The sequence below is a fragment of the Streptomyces fradiae genome, from assembly GCF_041270065.1.
In the GTDB taxonomy this organism is placed as follows: Bacteria; Actinomycetota; Actinomycetes; order Streptomycetales; family Streptomycetaceae; genus Streptomyces.
This window is the reverse complement of the sequence record NZ_CP065958.1, coordinates 2102041-2121577: the sequence shown is the minus strand read 5'-3', so window position 1 is coordinate 2121577 and position 19537 is coordinate 2102041. Positions and strand designations below refer to the sequence as shown.

General features: G+C 73.2%; 16 protein-coding genes. 7 read left to right on the top strand and 9 right to left on the bottom strand.

What is annotated here, in order from left to right:
- Positions 1-150 precede the first annotated feature (150 nt).
- The 4 genes from JAO84_RS09530 to JAO84_RS09515 form a co-directional block, all read right to left on the bottom strand.
- Positions 151-774 carry a GntR family transcriptional regulator gene (locus JAO84_RS09530; protein ID WP_370412175.1) on the bottom strand — a complete coding sequence of 208 codons (624 nt, stop codon included), beginning with the start codon at positions 772-774 and terminating at the stop codon, positions 151-153.
- A gap of 105 nt (positions 775-879) precedes the next feature.
- Positions 880-2634: a 2-oxoglutarate dehydrogenase, E2 component, dihydrolipoamide succinyltransferase gene (gene sucB, locus JAO84_RS09525; protein ID WP_370412173.1), complete on the bottom strand. Its 1755-nt coding sequence runs from the start codon at positions 2632-2634 to the stop codon at positions 880-882.
- A 62-nt stretch (positions 2635-2696) separates the two neighbouring features.
- A complete protein-coding gene (lpdA, locus tag JAO84_RS09520) occupies positions 2697-4085 on the bottom strand; it encodes a dihydrolipoyl dehydrogenase (protein ID WP_265861778.1) in 1389 nt (462 codons plus the stop codon).
- 281 nt (positions 4086-4366) lie between these two features.
- The gene (locus JAO84_RS09515) at positions 4367-5875 is read right to left on the bottom strand and encodes a leucyl aminopeptidase (protein WP_370412171.1); all 1509 of its coding nucleotides are present in this window, start codon (positions 5873-5875) and stop codon (positions 4367-4369) included.
- A gap of 302 nt (positions 5876-6177) precedes the next feature.
- Here JAO84_RS09515 and JAO84_RS09510 point away from each other — a divergent pair, with 302 nt between their 5' ends.
- From JAO84_RS09510 to JAO84_RS09490, 5 genes are all read left to right on the top strand, one after another.
- Positions 6178-8322: a hypothetical protein gene (locus JAO84_RS09510; protein ID WP_370412169.1), complete on the top strand. Its 2145-nt coding sequence runs from the start codon at positions 6178-6180 to the stop codon at positions 8320-8322.
- Between the two features lie 83 nt (positions 8323-8405).
- Positions 8406-9923, top strand: a complete 1518-nt coding sequence (gene pelF, locus JAO84_RS09505; RefSeq protein ID WP_370412167.1) for a GT4 family glycosyltransferase PelF — start codon at positions 8406-8408, stop codon at positions 9921-9923.
- Positions 9920-11458, top strand: a complete 1539-nt coding sequence (locus JAO84_RS09500) for a hypothetical protein (protein ID WP_370412165.1) — start codon at positions 9920-9922, stop codon at positions 11456-11458. The genes pelF and JAO84_RS09500 overlap by 4 nt, the downstream gene beginning before the upstream one ends.
- Before the next feature lie 10 nt (positions 11459-11468).
- Complete coding sequence (locus JAO84_RS09495; RefSeq protein ID WP_370412163.1) at positions 11469-12098, top strand: spherulation-specific family 4 protein; 630 nt, start codon at positions 11469-11471, stop codon at positions 12096-12098.
- Positions 12095-12895 (top strand): endo alpha-1,4 polygalactosaminidase, encoded by an 801-nt coding sequence (locus JAO84_RS09490; protein ID WP_370412161.1) that lies wholly within the window; start codon positions 12095-12097, stop codon positions 12893-12895. Before JAO84_RS09495 ends, JAO84_RS09490 begins: the two co-directional genes overlap by 4 nt.
- Here JAO84_RS09490 and JAO84_RS09485 read toward each other — a convergent pair.
- A complete protein-coding gene (locus JAO84_RS09485; protein ID WP_370412159.1) occupies positions 12892-13782 on the bottom strand; it encodes a hypothetical protein in 891 nt (296 codons plus the stop codon). The genes JAO84_RS09490 and JAO84_RS09485 overlap by 4 nt on opposite strands.
- Here JAO84_RS09485 and JAO84_RS09480 point away from each other — a divergent pair.
- A complete protein-coding gene (locus tag JAO84_RS09480; protein ID WP_370412157.1) occupies positions 13754-14134 on the top strand; it encodes a hypothetical protein in 381 nt (126 codons plus the stop codon). The genes JAO84_RS09485 and JAO84_RS09480 overlap by 29 nt on opposite strands.
- A gap of 11 nt (positions 14135-14145) precedes the next feature.
- On the opposite strand, the gene JAO84_RS09475 is transcribed toward JAO84_RS09480, so the two are convergent.
- Positions 14146-14910, bottom strand: coding sequence for an adenosylcobinamide-GDP ribazoletransferase (locus tag JAO84_RS09475; RefSeq protein WP_370412155.1), 765 nt, complete (start codon positions 14908-14910; stop codon positions 14146-14148).
- Between the two features lie 78 nt (positions 14911-14988).
- On the opposite strand from JAO84_RS09475, the gene JAO84_RS09470 reads away from it, so the two are divergent.
- The gene (locus tag JAO84_RS09470; RefSeq protein ID WP_370412153.1) at positions 14989-15759 is read left to right on the top strand and encodes a hypothetical protein; all 771 of its coding nucleotides are present in this window, start codon (positions 14989-14991) and stop codon (positions 15757-15759) included.
- Here JAO84_RS09470 and JAO84_RS09465 read toward each other — a convergent pair.
- The 3 genes from JAO84_RS09465 to JAO84_RS09455 form a co-directional block, all read right to left on the bottom strand.
- Positions 15696-16424: a hypothetical protein gene (locus JAO84_RS09465; RefSeq protein WP_370412151.1), complete on the bottom strand. Its 729-nt coding sequence runs from the start codon at positions 16422-16424 to the stop codon at positions 15696-15698. The two genes, JAO84_RS09470 and JAO84_RS09465, sit on opposite strands and share 64 nt — an antisense overlap.
- Entirely contained in the window at positions 16421-18181 is a 1761-nt protein-coding gene (locus tag JAO84_RS09460; RefSeq protein ID WP_370412149.1) for a phosphatidylglycerol lysyltransferase domain-containing protein, read from the bottom strand. The genes JAO84_RS09465 and JAO84_RS09460 overlap by 4 nt, the downstream gene beginning before the upstream one ends.
- 112 nt (positions 18182-18293) lie before the next feature.
- Positions 18294-19370: a nicotinate-nucleotide--dimethylbenzimidazole phosphoribosyltransferase gene (locus JAO84_RS09455; protein WP_370416698.1), complete on the bottom strand. Its 1077-nt coding sequence runs from the start codon at positions 19368-19370 to the stop codon at positions 18294-18296.
- Positions 19371-19537: the final 167 nt, after the last annotated feature.

Genomic DNA, 19537 nt, shown 5'->3' with positions numbered 1-19537 from the left:
ACAGGGTGCCGCAGAAATGGGCACCCGGTGCCTTGTTTTCGCAGGTGGGGTGACGGGATGAGGCCTCGTACGCACGAATGAGCGGGCCGAGCGGGCACGAAAGAGCGGGCCCGCCGCAGCGAGCCCGCTCTCGTCAGTCCCTGGCCGGATTCACGCCCTCGGCGCGCACCCCAGCACATGCGCCTTCACCAGGGCCCCGATGTTCGGATCCGCCCGGCGGAAGGCCTCCACCAGCTCCTGGTGCTCCTCCGCGTACGACTTCTGCACCGTGCCCAGCCAGCGGATCGACAGGGCCGTGAACACCTCGATGCCCAGGCCCTCCCAGGTGTGCAGCAGCACGCTGTTCCCGGCCGCCCGCACCAGCTCCCGGTGGAAGGCCACCGTGTGCCGCACCTGCGCCGTGCCGTCCGAGGCCGCGTCCGCCTCGTACAGTGCCGTCACGTGGGGCTCCAGGGCCGAGCAGTCGGTGGCGAGCCGGCCGGCCGCCAGCTCCGCCGCGATCTGCTCCAGACCGGCCCGCACCGGGTAGCTCTCCTCCAGGTCCGCGGCGGTCAGATTGCGCACCCGGACGCCCTTGTTCGGCGCCGACTCGATCAGCCGCAGCGACTCCAGCTCGCGCAGCGCCTCCCGGACCGGGGTCTGCGAGACCTCCAGCTCCGTCGCGATCCGCCGCTCCACGATGCGCTCGCCCGGCTTCCAGCGTCCGCTGACGATGCCCTCCACGATGTGCTCGCGGATCTGCTCGCGCAGCGAGTGGACGACGGGGACGGTCATTGAGCGGCTCCTCCGGGAGTTCTTGACCCTTAGACAATACGGCGGTGTCCCCGCCCGGACACACATCCGGACGGGGACACCGCTGGTGAGGCTCGTTACGTTGCCTTACAGGCCGAGGTCGACCTCGAACTCGCCGGCCTCCAGGATCGCCTTCACGGCCACCAGGTAGCGGGCGGCGTCGGCGCCGTCCACCAGACGGTGGTCGTAGGAGAGCGTCAGGTACGTCATGTCGCGCACGCCGATGACGGTGCCCTCGGCGGTCTCGATCACGGCCGGACGCTTCACCGTGGCGCCGATGCCCAGGATGGCGACCTGGTTCGGCGGAACGATGATGGTGTCGAAGAGCGCGCCGCGCGAACCCGTGTTGGAGATCGTGAAGGTCGCGCCCGCCAGCTCGTCCGGGGTGATCTTGTTGCCGCGGACCTTGCCGGCCAGCTCGGCCGTGGCCTTCGAGATGCCGGCGATGTTCAGGTCGCCCGCACCCTTGATGACCGGGGTCATCAGGCCCTTCTCGGAGTCCACCGCGATACCGATGTTCTCGGTGTCGAAGTAGGTGATCGTGCCCTCGTCCTCGTTGATCCGGGCGTTGATGACCGGGTGGGCCTTCAGCGCCTGGGCCGCCGCCTTGACGAAGAACGGCATCGGGGAGAGCTTGACGCCCTCGCGGGCCGCGAACGCGTCCTTGGCGAGGCCGCGCAGCTTCATCAGCTTGGTGATGTCGACCTCGACGACCGAGGACAGCTGGGCCTGGCCGTGCAGCGCCTTCATCATGTTGTCGCCGATGACCTTGCGCATGCGGGTCATCTTGACGGTCTGGCCGCGCAGCGGGGAGACCTCGAGGGCCGGGGCCTTCGCGGCGGCGGCCGGAGCGGCAGCGGCGGCGGGGGCCGGGGCGGCCTTCTTGGCCTCGGCGGCCGCGAGGACGTCCTGCTTGCGGATACGGCCGCCGACGCCGGAGCCCTTGACGCTCGACAGGGCCACGCCGTGCTCGGAGGCGAGCTTGCGGACCAGCGGCGTCACGTAGGCGCCCTCGTCCTCCGCGGCGGCCGGGGCGACGGCCGGAGCGGCAGGCGCGACCGGGGCCGGGGCGGCCACGGGGGCGGCCGGGGCGACCGGAGCCGGAGCGGCGACCGGCGCGGCCGGGGCCACCGGCGCGGGGGCCGGAGCCGGGGCGGCGGGAGCAGCCGGAGCCGGAGCGGCGGCAGGGGCCGGGGCGGCAGGGGCCGGGGCGGCCGGAGCGGCACCTGCGGCGCCGATGACGGCCAGCTTGGCGCCGACCTCGGCGGTCTCGTCCTCGCCGACGACGATCTCCAGGAGAACGCCGGAGGCGGGGGCGGGGATCTCGGTGTCGACCTTGTCCGTGGAGACCTCGAGCAGCGGCTCGTCGGCCTCGACGGTCTCGCCGACCGACTTCAGCCAGCGGGTCACGGTGCCCTCGGTGACGGACTCGCCGAGCGCGGGCAGCACGACGTCGGTGCCCTGGGCGCCACCGGCGGGGGCGGCGGCCGGAGCCTCGGCGGCGGGCGCCGGGGCGGCGGGAGCCTCGGCCACGGGGGCCGGAGCGGCGGCCGGAGCCGGAGCGGCCTCGGCGGCGGGGGCCGGGGCAGCCGCGGGGGCGCCGGAGCCGTCGTCGATGATGGCCAGCTCGGCGCCGACCTCGACCGTCTCGTCCTCGGCGACCTTGATGGAGGCCAGGATGCCCGAGGCGGGGGCGGGGATCTCGGTGTCGACCTTGTCGGTCGAGACCTCGAGCAGCGGCTCGTCGGCCTCGACACGCTCACCCTCGGCCTTGAGCCAGCGGGTGACGGTGCCCTCGGTGACGCTCTCGCCGAGCGCCGGCAGGGTTACGGAAACCGACATGGTTTCAGTTGCTCCTAACGAATTGCGGAAAGTGGTCGTCGCGCCCTGTGATGACGTGAGCGTCAGTCGTGGGAGTGCAGAGGCTTGCCGGCCAGGGCCAGGTGGGCCTCGCCGAGTGCCTCGTTCTGCGTCGGGTGGGCGTGGATGAGCTGCGCGACCTCGGCCGGCAGCGCCTCCCAGTTGTAGATCAGCTGCGCCTCGCCGACCTGCTCGCCCATGCGGTCACCGACCATGTGGACGCCGACCACGGCACCGTCCTTGACCTGGACGAGCTTGATCTCGCCCGCGGTCTTGAGGATCTTGCTCTTGCCGTTGCCCGCGAGGTTGTACTTCAGGGCGACGACCTTGTCCGCACCGTAGATCTCCTTGGCCTTGGCCTCGGTGATGCCGACGGAGGCGACCTCCGGGTGGCAGTACGTCACCCGCGGCACGCCGTCGTAGTCGACCGGGACCGGCTTCAGACCCGCGAGGCGCTCCGCGACCAGGATGCCCTCGGCGAAGCCGACGTGCGCGAGCTGGAGCGTCGGGACCAGGTCGCCCACGGCCGAGATCGTCGGCACGTTGGTGCGCATGTACTCGTCGACCAGGACATAGCCGCGGTCCATCGCGACGCCCTGCTCCTCGTAACCGAGACCGGCCGAGACCGGGCCGCGGCCGATGGCGACGAGCAGCACCTCGGCCTCGAAGGTCTTGCCGTCCGCCAGGGTGACCTTCACACCGGTCTCGGTGTACTCGGCCGACTGGAAGAAGGTGCCCAGGTTGAACTTGATGCCGCGCTTGCGGAAGGCGCGCTCGAGCAGCTTGGAGCTGTTCTCGTCCTCGACCGGGACGAGGTGCTTCAGGCCCTCGATCACCGTGACGTCGGTGCCGAAGGACTTCCACGCCGAGGCGAACTCGACGCCGATGACGCCGCCGCCGAGGATGATCGCGGACTCCGGGACCCGGTCCAGGGTCAGCGCGTGGTCCGAGGAGATGATCCGGTTGCCGTCGATCTCCAGACCCGGCAGGGACTTCGGGACGGAGCCGGTGGCGAGCAGGACGTGACGGCCCTCGACCCGGCGCCCGTCGACGTCGACGGAGGTCGGGGAGGACAGGTGGCCGGTGCCCTCGATGTAGGTCACCTTGCGGGAGGCGACGAGACCCTGCAGACCCTTGTAGAGGCCCGAGATCACATCGTCCTTGTACTTGTGCACGGCCTTGATGTCGATGCCCTCGAAGGAGGCCTTGACACCGAACTGCTCCGCCTCGCGCGCCTGGTCGGCGACCTCGCCGGCGTGGAGCAGGGCCTTCGTCGGGATGCAGCCGTTGTGCAGGCAGGTGCCGCCGAGCTTGTTCTTCTCGATCAGTGCGACGTCCAGGCCCAGCTGCGCTCCACGGAGCGCGGCGGCGTAACCGCCGCTACCGCCGCCGAGGATCACTAGGTCGAAAACGGTGCTGGCGTCGTTCGCCACGTCACGTCCTCCATGCATGTGCGCTCGTCGCCCGTCTGCGGTGACGGGGCGGCGGCTCCGGTGGTCCGGCCGCATATTTGTCGGCCCTGTGGTGGGGGCCCTGTCCTGCCGAGAACCCATCTTCGCACTTGTTGCCGGACGGCGGGACGCGGGGCCGCGCTCTGAGACGGTGGATGGTCCGTACGGCGGGGTGACAGCCACGTACGAAGCTACGGATTTCGTCGCGAGCGAACGGCCCCCAGGTCGGTGACCTGGGGGCCGTTCGCCGGATCACTCGGTGATCAGAGCTCGCCGTCCGCCGTGCGCTCCGCGAGGCGCACCAGGGTGCGCACCGAGGAGCCGGTGCCGCCCTTCGGGGTGTAGCCGTAGGGGGCGCCCTCGTGGAAGGCGGGGCCCGCGATGTCCAGGTGGGCCCAGGTGATGCCCTCGCCCACGAACTCCTTCAGGAACAGACCGGCCACCAGGCCGCCGCCCATCCGCTCGCCCATGTTGGAGATGTCGGCGGTCGGGGAGTCCATCGCCTTGCGCAGGTCCGCCGGCAGCGGCATCGGCCAGGACTGCTCGCCGACCTCGTCCGCGATCTCGTGCAGCGCGGAGCGGTAGTCGTCGTCGTTGGCCATGATCGCGAAGGTGCGGTTGCCGAGCGCCAGGACCATGGCACCGGTCAGGGTGGCCACGTCGACGATCGCGTCCGGGTGCTCCTCGGAGGCCTTGGTCAGCGCGTCGGCCAGGACCAGACGGCCCTCGGCGTCCGTGTTCAGGACCTCGACGGTCTTGCCGCTGTACATGCGCAGCACGTCGCCCGGGCGGGTGGCGGAGCCGGACGGCATGTTCTCGGCCAGGGCGAGCCAGCCGGTGACGTTGACGGCGAGGCCGAGGCGGGCCGCGGCGACGACGGTGGCGAAGACGGCGGCCGCGCCGCTCATGTCGCACTTCATCGTCTCGTTGTGGCCGGCCGGCTTCAGGGAGATGCCGCCCGAGTCGTAGGTGATGCCCTTGCCGACCAGGGCGAGGGTCTTCTCCGCCTTCGGGTGGGTGTAGGCGACCCGGACCAGCCGCGGCGGGTTCACCGAGCCGTTGCCGACGCCCAGGATGCCGCCGAAGCCGCCCTTGGCGAGCGCCTTCTCGTCGAGCACCTGCACCTTGAGGCCGTGCTCCTTGCCGGCGGCCTGCGCGGCGGCGGCGAACGCGGCCGGCGTCAGGTCGTTCGGCGGCTGGTTGATGAGGTCGCGGGCGCGGTTCATCTCCTCCGCGACGGCGATGGCGCGCTCCGCGGCGGCCTTGTGGGCCTTGTCGCGGGGCTTGGCGCCGAGCAGGGCGACCTCGGCCAGCGGCTTCTTGCCGCCGTTGCCGTTCTCCTGGTACGCGGTGTAGGCGTACGCGCCGAGCAGCGCGCCCTCGGCGATGGCGGCGGCGGCGTCGGCGTCGGCGACGGGCAGCGCGAAGGCGGCCTTCTTCGAGCCGGTCAGCGCGCGGGCGGCGGTGCCCGCGGCCCGGCGCAGCGCCTCGGTGCCATAGGCCTCGCCGTCCTCGGGCGCGGCACCCAGGCCGACGGCGAGCACGACGGGGGCCTTCAGGCCGGCGGGGGAGGGCAGCTTGGTCGCCTCACCCTCGGCGCCCGAGGCGCCCAGGGTCTCCAGGACGCCGGCCAGGCCACCGTCGAAGGCCTGGTCGACGGCCTCGGCGCCCGGGGCGACGACCAGCGTCTTACCGGACTTCGCGACGCCGACGACGACCGCGTCGGCGCGCAGCGTCGCCGCTCCGGCAGTGCTGAGAGTGAGAGCAGTCACGGTGGTGAATTCTCGCTTCCATTGAGTTCTGTGGCGGTCGAGGGATGGGCCGACCGTGCCCGCCGCATCGTATTTCGGCCCGATGAGCGCCGGTAATGAGCCTACGCTCGCTCGCCGTTTTCGTTCACGGCGGTGGTGATTCACTCATCCGTGGTGTCTCTGCCGGGTTTGACGCCCGGTCCGGCCGGCCACGTTTCACACTCGCCTCAATCAGGCAAGGGCGACACACCGCCCTTCGCCCATCTGACACATCTCCACAGGTCCGCCGCCCGCGCGGGCCTGCCGAGGGGGGACACCCACCGATGGATTCCGGCCGCTCCCGCACGCCCAGAACCGGCGCCGCCGCCCGCTCCCACCGCGCCGCCCGCGCCGCCCGTACGGCGCGCGCTCCCCGTACGGCGCGGGCTCCCCGTACCGCCCGGCTCGCCGCCCTCGCCGCGGCCGGGCTGCTCGCCACCGTCGTACCGTCCGCGCAGTCGGCCGCCGCGGCCACGCCGGTCCCGCGGATCGACCTGACCGTCCTCGTCGTCGACGACGGCGGCAGCGCCGTGGACGCGATCACCGCCGAACTCGAGGGCTCCGGCGTCCCGTACCGCACCCTCGACCTCGCCGACCCGAACCGCCCGGTGGTCACCGCCGGCTTCCTCAGCGACACGGTCGACGGGCGGCCGCGCGCCAAGTACCAGGGCGTGGTCCTGCCGTACGAGTCCGTCTTCGGCCCCGACTCCGCCGAGCAGGCCGCCCTCGTCGCGTACGAGCAGGGCTTCGGCATCCCGCAGGTCGACGCCTACACCTGGGCCCACCCCGGCGTCGGCCTCGACTACACGTCCGACGGCGGCTGGTCCGGCGTCCTCGACGGCGCCACCGGCCATGTCACCGCGGCCGGCCAGGCCGGGCCCTTCCGCGACCTGCGCGGGCCGGTCGTCTTCGAGGACAACGACCCGGGCGTCTCCGAGAGCTACGGCTACGCGGGCCGCCCCCGGGCCGGCTTCACCAGCTACCTCGACATGCCCGCCGCCGACGGCGGCCGCATCAGCCTGATCGGCGAGTACGCCCACGACGGACGCCGCGAACTCGTCGTCACCTTCGCCTACAACCGCCACCAGCGGCAGTTCCGGGCGCTCGCCCGCGGCATCGTCGAATGGCTCACCCAGGGCGTCCACCTCGGGCAGTCCCGCAACTATCTCTCCGTGCACGTCGACGACGTCTTCGCCCCCGACGCCCGCTGGGACACCGCCCGCAACTGCACCCCCGGCGACCTCGACTGCCCCGGTGGCGACGGCGAGGCCGGCGACAACCCGGTCCGGATGACCGCCGCCGACGCGGCCTACGCCGCCGCCTGGCAGCAGTCCGCCGGCTTCCGGCTCGACCTGGTCTACAACGGCGGCCAGGGCGAGCAGTGGAGGACCGAACACGGCGGCACCGACCCGCTCGCCACCCGGCTGATCGCCGACCGCGCCCAGTACCGCTGGATCAACCACACCTACACCCACCCCTTCCTCGGCTGCGTCCAGGACGCCACGACCGTCCCGTGGAGCTGCGCCAAGGACACCGGCGGGGCGACCAAGTGGGTCACCCGGTCCGAGATCTCCGCGCAGATCCGGGACAACCTCAACTGGGCCACCGGCAAGGGCATCGCCGTCGACCGCACCGAACTCGTCACCGGCGAGCACTCCGGTCTGAAGACCCTGCCCCAGCAGCCCGCCGACAACCCCAACCTGGCCGGCGCCCTCGCCGACAACGGCGTGAAGTGGACGGCGAGCGACAACTCCCGCGAACCGGCCCAGCGCACCGTCGGCACCGGTTACGGCGCCGCGAAGACCGTGCCCCGGCACCCCATGAACGTGTACTACAACGTGGGCACCGCCGCCGAGATGGCCGACGAGTACAACTGGATCTACACCTCCCGCGCCGACGGCGGCAGCGGCCTGTGCGAGGACAACCCCTCCTCCACCTGCCTGCCCGCCCCGCTCGACACCGCCACCGGCTACGCGAGCCACATCGTGCCGCAGGAGGCGCGGACCGCCCTCACCCACGTCATGGGCAACGACCCGCGGCCGCACTACGTCCACCAGTCCAACCTCGCCGAGGACCGGCTCCTCTACCCGGTCCTCGACCGGGTCCTCGCGGACCACCGGGCGCTCTACGCCGCCAACACCCCGCTGGTGAACCCGAGCCAGAAGGACACCGGCACCGAGCTCGACCGCCGGGCCGCCTGGGACCGGGCGCTCGACGCGGGCCAGGTCACCGCCTACCGGATCGGCGCCACCGTTACCGTCAAGGCCCCCTCCGGCGTGGCCGTCCCGCTCACCGCCCCCGAGGGCACCCGCAAGCAACTCCTCCTCGGCACGGCCGTGTTCGGCACCGCCTACGCCGGCACCCGGTCGGCCTGGAGCACACCCGAACTGCTGCAGAGCGCGGTCACGCTCAAGCTCCCGACCGCCTGACCGCACGTGACCACTCGACCGTCTGACCGCCCGACCCACCTGACCAGCCGTCCGAGAACCGCGCGCTCCGGGGGGAACCGCACATGCCGAGCAGTGGCCGCCACGTCACCATGCTCACCGAAGGCACCTACCCACATGTCCACGGCGGCGTCAGCACCTGGTGCGACCAGTTGATCCGGGGCATGCCCGAGGTCGACTTCCACGTCCTCGCGCTCACCGGCAGCGGCCGGGAGCCCGTCACCTGGGAACTGCCGCCGAACCTCACCGCCCACACCGCCTTCCCGCTCTGGGGCCCCGCCCCGGAGCGGGCCAGGGCCGCCCCGCGCGGCCGGGCCCGGGGCCGCTTCCTCGACACCTGCGAACGGTTCCTGCTCGCGATCCTCGACCCCGCCGCCGGCCACGACTTCGGCGAGGCGCTGTACGAACTCGCCGCCCTCGCCCGGGCCGGCGGCCTCACCGCCGCCCTGCGCACCGAGCGGGTGCTCCGCTCCCTGATGTGGATCTGGTCCATGCCGCACCTGCCGACGGCCGCGGCCCGGCCCACCGTCCACGACGCCCTCACCGCCGTCGACCTGCTCGAACACGCCCTGCGCCCGCTCGCCGCCCGGATATCCGGCGACCGGGTCGCGCACGCCGTGTCCAGCGGGCTCGCCACGCTGCCGGCGCTCGCCGCGCAGCACTTCGAAGGGGTGCCCTTCCTGCTCACCGAACACGGCATCTATCTGCGCGAGCGCTACCTCGGCTACCGCACCGAGGCCCAGCGCTTCCCCGTCAAGGCCCTGCTCCTCGGCTTCTACCGGGAGCTCAACACCCTCGGCTACCGCAAGGCCGACCTCATCACCCCCTGCAACCAGTACAACCGGCGCTGGGAGGAACGCGGCGGCGCCTCCGCCGACCGCATCCGCACCGTCTACAACGGCGTCGACCCCGCCGCCTTCCCCTGGGCCGGACCCGAGCCCGAGACCCCCACCCTCAGCTGGGTCGGCCGGGTCGACCCCATCAAGGACCTGGAGACCCTGCTCCGGGCCTACGCGATCTGCCGCGCCGAACTCCCCGAACTGCGGCTGCGGTTGTTCGGCCCGGTCCCGGCCGGCAACGAGGACTACCGCACCCGCCTGGAGAAGCTCGCCGCCGAACTCGGCGTCACCGACGGCGTCGTCTTCGAGGGCCGTACGACGGACGTGGCCGGCGCCTACGCGGCGGGCAACGTCGTGATGCTCTCCTCCATCAGCGAGGGCTTCCCCTTCTCCCTCATCGAGGCCATGTCCTGCGGCCGGGCCACCGTATCCACCGACGTCGGCGGCGTCCGCGAGGCCGTCGGCGACACCGGCCTCGTCGTCCCGCCCCGCGAGCCCGCGGTGATGGCGGCCGCGGTCTCCGAGCTCCTGAGGGACCACGAGCGGCGCGCCGACCTGGCCCGCCGGGCCCGCCAGCGCGTCGTCGACCGCTTCACCCTCCACCGCTCCGTCGACGGCTTCCGCCGCATCTACCTCGAACTCGCCGGCCGCCCCGCCACCGCCCCGAAGGACCCCCTGGACTGGACCGTCCGCCTCACCGACCCTTGGCGCGCCGAACTCCTCCGCGGAGGTGCCCTCGCATGAGCGGCTCGCTCTGGCTGAAACCGGGCGCGACGAGAGACTCCCTTCCCCAGATTCCGCGCCAGCGGGACACGGAGGCGGGGGCGGACCCGGCGCCCCCGGGCCTGCCCGCGCGGAACCCGTACGGCTCGGGGCCGCGCCCCGAGGCGGCGGCGCTCGCGCCTTCCGGGACCGCGCCCGCGGTCGCCGCACTCGTGTGCCCCGTCCCGCCGCCCGCAGGGCACCTCGCGCCCGATCCGCTCGACGAACTCGCCGACCGGCTCGACGCGCTCGCCGCCACCGCCGTCCACCCGGACGAGATCGCCGCGATCCTGGAGTCGGACGGCATGACGGACGACCACATCAGGCTGGTGTACGGGCGCGCCGACTCGTTCGCGCTCGCCGAGGACCTCTACGCCCGCACCGAGCGCCGTCACCCCGCGCCGGAGCCGACGGCCGCCGGACCCTGGCACACCGGGCTCGCCGCGTGCCTGCTGCGCGGGGTGGTGTTCGCGCTGCCGGGGCTCGCGTACGTGCTCGGGGCGCCGCTGCTGGCCGGACCCGGGCGGTACGGGCTGCCGCCCGGGACCGTGCCGTTGTTCGCGGGGGCCGTCACCGGGTGGGTGTGGAACCAGGCGCTCGCCCACCGCGCGTACACCTGGCTCGGGCTCGGCGACCGGGCCGCCGCCGTCCGGGCGCTGGTCACCGGCGCTCCGGCCGGCGCGCTCGCCGGGGCGGCCGTCGCGGTGGCCGCCGCAGGACCGGGGGAGCGGCCCGCCGCGGTCTTCGGCGCAGGGCAGGCGCTCTACCTGGCCGCCGCGACGGTGCTGCTCGTCCTCGGCCGCGAGCGCGCCCTGCTCGTCGCCCTCTCGCCCCTCGCCGGCGCGGTGCCCGCCTTCCGCTACGACCTGCCGGAGCCGCTCCGGGTGGCCCTGCTGCTGCTCTCGCTCGCCGCCACCACCGGGTTCGCCGCGCTGGTGCTGCGCCCGCACCGCCCCGGCGGGCTCGCCCGGGGCCGGGGCGGGCCGCCGCTCGCGCGCTCACTCCCGTACGGCCTGTTCGGCCTCGGCAGCGGACTGCTCGTGCTGTACGCGGGAGCCGACGCGGTCATCGCGCTCACCCTCTCCATGGGCCCGGCCGAATGGCTGCTGCACCGCTTCCGCGCCGCCGGGCTGGCCCGGTTGCGGCTGCTGACCACGGCCGACGAGTTCCGGCGCGCCGTCACCGGCGCGCTCGCCGGCTGCCTCGGCGGCTATCTCGCCGTGCTGCTCGTCCTCACCGTCGCCGCCGCGCTGCTGTGGCCCGGCGCCGCCGCCGTCTCCGCGCCCCGGATCGCCTCGCTGCTCCTGGTCGGCGCGGTGCTGTGGCTGGGGCTGCTGCTCCAGGCCTACGGCGCGGTGGCGAGCGCATCCGTGGTGTGCCTGCTCGCGGCCGCCGCGCAGGGCCTCGCGCAGGCCTTCGCGCCGGCCGCAGGCCCGCTCGCGGCGGGTGCCGCGGCCGCCGCGCTGTGCGTGCTCACCCGTGTTCTGCTGGTACGACCGACCGCCCACCGCGTCTAGGGGCCGGACTGTGAATCCCTCCCTCGATCCTTTCCTCCTGGTGCCGTTCTACGAGCACCCCGCCGACCGGCCCGAGGACTGGGCCGCCCTCCTCGCGGCCGCGCCCTCCCTCTACGGCGTCGTCCTCAACCCGGCCAGCGGCGCGGGCCGCGTGCCCGACCCCGCCTTCGCCGGCGTCGCCGGGCGGCTGCGGGCCGCCGGAGTCCGGGTGCTCGGCTACGCGGACACCGACTACGGGCGCCGCCCGCACCCCGAGGTGGTCGCCGATCTGGTGCGGCACCGCGACTGGTACGGAGCCGACGGGGCCTTCCTCGACCAGGTGCCGACCGCGCCGGACGCGCTGCCGCACTACCGGCGCCTCGCCGTGTCCGCCCGGGCGGCCGGGGCGCACACCCTGGTGCTCAACCACGGCGCCCACCCCGCCCCCGGGTACGAGGCGTTGGCCGACCTCCTGGTCACCTTCGAGGGGCCGTGGGACGCCTACCGGAACCTGGACCTGCCGGTCGCCGACCACTACTGCCACCTGGTCTACGCGGCCCCTCCCGACGCCCGCCCCGCCACCCCGGTGCACTGCGCGGTGCCCGGCACCGGCGCCCACCCGTGGGGAACCCTCCCGCACACACTGGAGCCGGTCCTATGAGACGTCTACTGGTGCTGTTCGTCCCGCTGCTGCTGCTCGCCGCGGCCTGCACCACACCCGCCCCCGACCGGCCGGACCGGCCCGATCCGAAGGAGGCGGAGCTCTGGCGGCCGGCGCCCGGCCTCGCCTGGCAGTGGCAGCTCAGCGGCCGCCTCGACCCGACGGTCGACGTCCCCGTCTACGACATCGACGGCTTCGACCACCCCGCCTCGGCCGTCGCCGACCTGCACCGCCGGGGCCGCAAGGTGATCTGCTACCTCTCCACCGGCGCCTGGGAGGAGTTCCGCCCGGACGCCGCGCAGTTCCCCAAGGAGCTGCTCGGCAGGAGCAACGGCTGGCCCGGCGAGCGCTGGCTCGACATCCGCCGCACCGACCTGCTCGCCCCGCTGATGGCGGCCCGGCTCGACATGTGCCGCGCCAAGGGCTTCGACGCGGTTGAGCCCGACAACATGGACGGCTACACCAACCGCACCGGCTTCCCCCTCACCGCCGCCGACCAGCTGACGTACAACCGCCTGATCGCCCGCCTCGCCCGTGAACGAGGCCTGTCCGTGGGCCTGAAGAACGACCTGGACCAGATCCCGCAGCTGCTCCCCGACTTCGACTTCGCGGTCGACGAGCAGTGCGCCGAGTACGAGGAGTGCGAGCTGCTCGTGCCCTTCGTGCAGGCCGGCAAGGCGGTCTTCCACGTCGAGTACGGGCTGCCGCTCACGGAGTTCTGCCCGCGGTCGAAGGAGCTCGGCCTCAGCTCGATGCTGAAGAAGGAGGACCTGGGGGCGTGGCGCAGGCCCTGCTAGGCGGCGCCCCTGGCGGTGACGACGTAGCAGGAGATGCCGTCCACGCCCCACATGCGCCAGAAGCCTCCGTCTTCGGCCGCCTCCGAGACCCAGTCGTCCGAGGCCCGGACGTAGGCACGGTCACAGGCCCGGTTCGCCTCCTTCTCGGCGGCGGGCTCACCCGGGTAGGCGCCCCCGCTGTACGAGGCGTGGGAGAAGAGGCGGCCGTCGTGCGGCTTGGCGCAGGGGACCTCGGCGACCAGGGTGATGTCGCGCTGACCGGTGCTGAAGTCGATACAGCGCCCGGGCTTGACCTTGTGGATCGACCGCACCGACTTCGCCGCCTCCACGACCGGGCCCTCCGGCCGGGTCGCGGGCTTCGCCCCGCCGTACCCGTCGAGGCTCAGTTCCACCGTCAGGGCCGTGGCGTCCGGGAAGACGCTGCCCTTCTTGCCGAGCATGCCGGAGAGGTCGGCGCTGACCCGGCTCAGCCGGCCCTGGGCGTCCAGGGAGACGGTCAGCGGCACCGTCTTGGTCCGTGCGATGCCCGGGGTGTACCTCTCGGAGGTCAGCTGCTCGGAGACCTCGACCGGGAGCATGTTCGAGACCGGGTCGAGCGGTGCGGTGGCCCGGTAGTTGAGTCCCTGGCGGCCGGTGGCCTCGGCGCCGCCGAGCACCTCCAGGAGCGTGCCGCCGACCGGCGCCTCGGTGCCGCGCAGCCGGTCGAGGGTGCGCAGGCTCCGGTCGTAGTCACCGGCGCCGTAGTGCAGCCAGTAGTCGGCGGAGGCGGCCCGGTAGGTGATGTTCTGGCCGTCGACCAGGACGCGGCCCCAGGAGTCGGCGTTGCTCCTGCCGGGAACGCGGCCGAGGATCGTGTCCTTGGCGTCGTCCGAGTACCCCTTGGGCACCGTCCAGCGGACGGTCGCGTCGCCGACGTTCTTCGCGAAGTCCAGCCGCCTCGACGCTCTGGACCGCCTTCCCCTTCTTCGTCGTCAGCGTCAGGCGCTGGGTGAAGCCCACGGTGCCGGCCTTCTGCGACTGACGCAGGGCCAGGAAGACCTGCCGGTCGAGCTTCTGGTCGAACACGGGGTGCTTCGTCGGCGCGGCCTTCGGCTCGGCGTCGTCCGCGCCACCGGAGCACGCGGTCAGGAGGAGGGCGGCGGCGCTGAGCACCGCGCCCGTGCGGGCAAGGCGTCTGATCATGCCCACATGACCGCGCGCGCCCCCGGAAGGTTGCCCTCCGCGCAGGTCACGGCTTGATCACCCCCTGATCACCCCAGTGTCAGTGCTACCAGCGCCACCGTCAGCGCCGTCTCCTCCACCGCCCCGAACACATCCCCCGTCACCCCGCCGAACCGCCGCACGCACCGCCGCAGCAGCAGCTCCGCCACCCCGAGCGCGGCGAGGACCGCAAGCACCTGGCGTACCGCGTCCCACGCGGAGAACAGTGCGCCGCTCGCCGCCGCGAGGGCGAGGACCGCCAGCGCCGTCAGGGCGGCGGCGCGTACGGGGACGGTCGCGGCCACGATCGCGCCCAGGCCTTCGGGGCGGGCGGCGGGCACGCCCTCGCGGGAGGCGCCGGTGATGGCGAGGCGGGCGACGGTCGCGGCGAGGGCGGCGGCCACCGTGCCGTGCGCCCAGCCCTCGCCGTACAGCTCGTACAACGCGGCGACCTGGGCGAGCAGGGCCAGGACCAGGGCGATGACGCCGAACGGGCCGATGTCCGACTGCTTCATGATGCGCAGCGCGTCCTCGGCCGGCTTGGCGCTGCCGAGGCCGTCGGCGGTGTCGGCGAGGCCGTCGAGGTGGAGGCCGCGGGTCAGCAGGGCGGGGACCGCGACGGTGAGGACGGCGGCGAGCAGCGGGCCGGCGCCGAGCAGCAGGAACACCCCGCCGACCGCGGCCGCGAACAGGCCGACGACCAGGCCCGCGAGCGGGGCGCAGAGCATCCCGGCGCGGGCCGCGTCGCGGTCCCAGCGGGTGATGCGGGCGGGGAGCACGGTGAGGGTGCCGAAGGCGAAACGCAGGCCGTCCATCCGCGGAAGGGTAGTGCCCCGGGCGAAGGGTTAAATGGGCGAGAACGGAAGAAAGCTGATCAATCGGCAGAGGGTGGCATGGGTCACTGGTTCTCCCGCAACATCGTGGAACCCGGGAAGCTCCCGCTGTTCCTCGCCCTGAGCTCGTTCGTCCTCACCTTCCTGGTCACCCGGACCATCACCCGCCTGATCCGGGCCGGCAAGGGCCCCTTCCGTAACGTGTCCTCGGCGAGCGGGCTGCACATCCACCACGTGGTGCCGGGCGTCGTGCTCGCGATCGTCGGCGGCTTCGGCGCGGTGGCCAGCGGCCGCCAGGGCGTCGGGGCGGGCGTGTTCGCCGTGGTCTTCGGGGTCGGCGCGGGCCTGGTCCTCGACGAGTTCGCGCTGATCCTGCATCTCGACGACGTGTACTGGTCGGAGGCCGGCCGGCAGAGCGTCGAGGTCGTGGTGCTCACCGCCGCGCTGGTGCTGCTCGCGCTCGCGGGCTTCTCCCCGCTCGGCGTGAACGACATGACGTCGGAGGAGCGGCAGGACCGGGTGACCTTCATCCTGACCCTCGCGATCAACTTCCTCTTCGTCCTGGTCACCCTGGTGAAGGGGAAGTTCCGGATGGCCGTGATCGGCACCCTGATCCCGTTCGTCGCCATCGTCGGCGCCGTCCGCCTCGCCCGCCCCGGCTCCTGGTGGTCCCGCCGGCTCTATCCGCGCCGCCACCGGGCCAGGGCCCGCTCCCGGATCCGCACCTACCGGCACGACAAGCGCTGGGTGAAGGTCCGCCGCCGGCTTCAGGACCTGATCGGCGGCTTCCAGGAACGGGTGCCCGGCCGCGGCTCCACGCCCTCGCGCTGACCCCGCTTCCGGCGCTTCCGGCGCCACTCCTGGACGCCGATCACCAGGAGCACGGCCGCGATGGCCGCCAGGTGCTCCTTGCCCGCCAGGTTGTTCTTGATCAGCACCTCGACCACCATGGCGACGACCACCAGGGTCCCGGTCCAGCGGGCCCCGTAGCGCCAGCACACGTACACCGCGAGCCCCACCACCGCGGCCGAAGGGCCGGTGTCCACCACCTGCGCGTCGGTGGCGGGCAGCCCCAGCGGGCTGTCCGGGCCGAGCGCGATGCCGACCCGGGCGTAGAGGGTGCCGGCGAGCGTCGCCACGTACGCCAGGAGCAGGGTCCGCGCCTTCCCCAGGCAGATCTCCGCGATCCCGAAGACAAGCAGGATCTGCGCGAGCGCGCCCCACACCGGCAGGTCGAGGGCCGGCACGAACAGCGACAGCGGGGTCCGAAGGAGGGCGAGCACCAGCGGGTCCTCGGCCCGCACCGAGCCGATGTCCTGGACCGGCTGATAGCCCCAGTCCTGGTTCTGCACGATCTGGAAGACCGAGGTGAGACAGACGGCGGCCAGCGTCATCGGGATCGCCCGCCACTTACGCGTGACCAGCGCCGTCCGTACGGTGCCGAACAGCGGGCCCCACTCGCGGCGCGCGAACGCCCGGACCGGCGCAGGGATCAACGTCTGCCTTCCAGGTGCTTGCGGTGCAGCCACTTCGGCAGGCCCGGGGCCTCCAGGAAGCCCTCGGCGCGGCCGGCGGCGAGGCCGATCCGCAGCAGGTCGGCGCTCTTCTCGAAGAGCATGAATCGGGGCTCCCAGATCGGTCGGTACTTGGCGTTGGCGCGGTACAGCGACTCGATCTGCCACCAGCGGGAGAAGAAGCTGAGCAGCGAACGCCACATCCGCAGCACGGGTCCCGCCCCGAGCTTCGAGCCGCGTTCGAAGACGGACCGGAACATCGCGAAGTTCAGCGAGACCTGAGTGATCCCGATCTCCTTCGCGCGCTGCAGCAGTTCGATGACCATGAACTCCATCAGGCCGTTCTCGGAGTCCCGGTCACGGCGCATCAGGTCGAGCGAGAGCCCCTTCGGACCCCACGGCACGAAGGAGAGCAGCGCCCGCAGCTCGCCCTTCTCGTCGGTGCACTCCAGCATCACGCAGCGCCCGTCCCGCGGGTCGCCGAGCCGCCCCAGCGCCATCGAGAAGCCCCGCTCGGTCTCCCCGTCGCGCCAGTCGTCCGCCTTGGCGAGCAGGACGGCCATCTCGTCGGCCGGGATGTCCTCGTGGCGCCGGATCCGGACCTCGTACCCGGCCCGCTTGACCCGGTTGAAGGCCTGCCGCACGGTCCGCATGGCCCGCCCGTCGAGCGTGAACTCGTCGGTCTCCACGATCGCCTCGTCGCCCAGCTCCAGGGCGTCCAGGCCGTGCCGGGCGTAGATCGTGCCGGCCTCCTCGCTGGCGCCCATCACGGCCGGGATCCAGCCGTGCTCGCGGGCCTCGGCCAGCCAGGGCTCGATCGCGCCCGGCCAGGCCTCCGGGTCGCCGATCGGATCGCCGGAGGCCAGCGACACCCCGCCGACCACCCGGTAGGCGATCGCCGCCTTCTCGCTCGGCGACCAGATCACGCTCTTCTCGCGGCGCAGCGCGAAGTAGCCGAGGGAGTCCCGGTCGCCCTGCTTGTCGAGCAGCATCCGCAGCCGGTCCTCGTCCTCCTCGGTGAGCGGATCGACCGCCCGCCGGGCGCGGAACGCGGCGAACAGCACCGCGAAGAGCAGCAGCGTGGACATCACGTTGATCACCACGTCCACCCAGCCCGGGGTGGCGATGCCGGCGAACCGCGAGTCGTCGGCGGCCAGCGTGACCAGGCGCATCACGCCGTACCGCCAGCGCTCCAGGAAGGTGGAGTGCCCGGTGGACTCGTTGGTGACCGTGACCAGACCGGCGGCGAGCAGCGAGGTGACGAGCAGGCCGCCGATCGCCACGGCGGTGGCGAGCAGCGGGTTGGAGCGGTCGCCCTTCGCGTAGAACTCCTTGCGGCCGAGCAGCAGCGCCGTGAAGAAGGCCGCCGTCAGCACAAGCGACACCCAGTTCTGGGCGTGCTGCCGGATCTCCGGGAAGATCATCACCAGCGCGAAGAGCAGCAGGAAGAGACCGCTCAGCACGAAGTTCAGGATCCACGCGGCCCGCTTGCGGCGGCGCATGGTGATCGCCAGGAACAGGGTGAACACGCCGGACGCGAAACCGGCCGTGAGCATGTACGGGGTGAAGTAGTTGTCCTCGTTGTGCCGGCGCAGGTCATTGCCGAACGACACCCAGACGGCGCTCAGGAAATTGATGAACGTGACGACCCTCAGGTACCAGACGGCGAACGCGGCGCTGCGCCGCGAACGCGCCGAACCGTGGGGCGCTCCCTCGCTGGACAAACGGACCTCTCCCATGAAAAGCGATCATATGGGGCGCCGCTTCTCCCGGCCGGGCGCAGCGGGCGACCGGCCGCGCGTGGCGGCCCGGACGCACCCCCGAACGCGCCCGGTGCCGTGACCCGCCGGCTCAGCCGACCTCGTCCGCCACCGGAGCGGCCGCCCCGGGAGCAACGGCCTCCGGCAGCTCCGCCGCCAGCGCGGCAGCGGCCCGGACGAGGGGCAGCGCGAGCAGGGCCCCGGTTCCCTCGCCCACAGTGACGCCGTGGTCGAGCAGCGGGTTGAGCGCCATCCGGTCCAGCGCCTTCGCCTGCGCCGGCTCCCCGCTCACCTGACCCGCCAGCCACCAGTCCGGCGCCCGGAACGCCGCCCGCTGCGCCACCAGCGCGCAGGCCGCGCCCACCACACCGTCCAGGATCACCGGCAGCCGGCGCGCCGACGCCTGCAGCAGGAAACCCGTCATCGCCGTCAGATCCGCGCCGCCCACCGTCGCGAGCAGCTCCAGCTGGTCCCCGAGGACCGGCCGCGCCCGGCGCAGCGCGTCCCGGATCGCCGCGCACTTGCGCATCCACGCCAGATCGTCGATCCCGGCACCGCCGCGCCCGGTCACCACGGACGCGTCGGTCCCGCACAGCGCGGCGATCAGCGTCGACGCGGGGGTCGTACCGCCCACGCTCAGATCCCCGAGCACCACCAGATCGGTGCCCGAGTCGGCCTCCTCGTCCGCCACCGCGATGCCGAGGGCCAGCGCCGCCCGCGCCTCCTCGGCCGTCAGCGCGTCCTCGACGTCGATCCGGCCCGCCCCGCGCCGCACCCGGTGCCGGGTCACCTCGGCCGGCAGCAGCTCCGGGTCGCAGTCGAGCCCCGCGTCCACCACCCGCACCGGCACCTCCTGGGCCCGCGCGAGCACCGCCACCGGGCTCACCCCGTCGAGCACCGCGCGCACCAGCTCGTACGCCGTGCCCGCGGCCCGCCCCGACACGTCCAGGGACGCCACCCCGTGGTCGCCCGCGAACAGCACCACCTTCGGCTGCTCCACCGGCCGCACCGGCACCGCGCCCTGCGCCGCCGACAACCACTCGCCCAGCTCGTCGAGCCGCCCGAGCGCCCCCGGCCGGACGGCCAGACGCGCCCGGCGCTCCTCGGCCTCGTGCCGGATCCCCCCGTCGGGGCGCTCGATCAGATCGGAGAAGTCGTCGAGGTTCAAGGTCGGTTCCACCTAGGACGTCCATGCGTTCGTGGGTCTGTCACGCGGTCGATCGCACCCTACCCGCGCGCCCCGCCCGGTGACCCGTGGACTACCCGCGCGGTACGGGCGCCGGTCCGGCGCCGGTGGGCTGTCCGCGCAGTGACGAGTGCGCACCCGGTGACCCG

Bases quoted from the DNA above. Each gene is read 5' to 3' on its own strand.
- JAO84_RS09530 (WP_370412175.1), bottom strand. From the start codon at position 774: ATGACCGTCCCCGTCGTCCACTCGCTGCGCGAGCAGATCCGCGAGCAC.
- sucB (WP_370412173.1), bottom strand. From the start codon at position 2,634: ATGTCGGTTTCCGTAACCCTGCCGGCGCTCGGCGAGAGCGTCACCGAG.
- JAO84_RS09510 (WP_370412169.1), top strand. From the start codon at position 6,178: ATGGATTCCGGCCGCTCCCGCACGCCCAGAACCGGCGCCGCCGCCCGC.
- pelF (WP_370412167.1), top strand. From the start codon at position 8,406: ATGCCGAGCAGTGGCCGCCACGTCACCATGCTCACCGAAGGCACCTAC.
- JAO84_RS09500 (WP_370412165.1), top strand. From the start codon at position 9,920: ATGAGCGGCTCGCTCTGGCTGAAACCGGGCGCGACGAGAGACTCCCTT.
- JAO84_RS09490 (WP_370412161.1), top strand. From the start codon at position 12,095: ATGAGACGTCTACTGGTGCTGTTCGTCCCGCTGCTGCTGCTCGCCGCG.
- JAO84_RS09475 (WP_370412155.1), bottom strand. From the start codon at position 14,910: ATGGACGGCCTGCGTTTCGCCTTCGGCACCCTCACCGTGCTCCCCGCC.
- JAO84_RS09470 (WP_370412153.1), top strand. From the start codon at position 14,989: ATGGGTCACTGGTTCTCCCGCAACATCGTGGAACCCGGGAAGCTCCCG.
- JAO84_RS09460 (WP_370412149.1), bottom strand. From the start codon at position 18,181: ATGGGAGAGGTCCGTTTGTCCAGCGAGGGAGCGCCCCACGGTTCGGCG.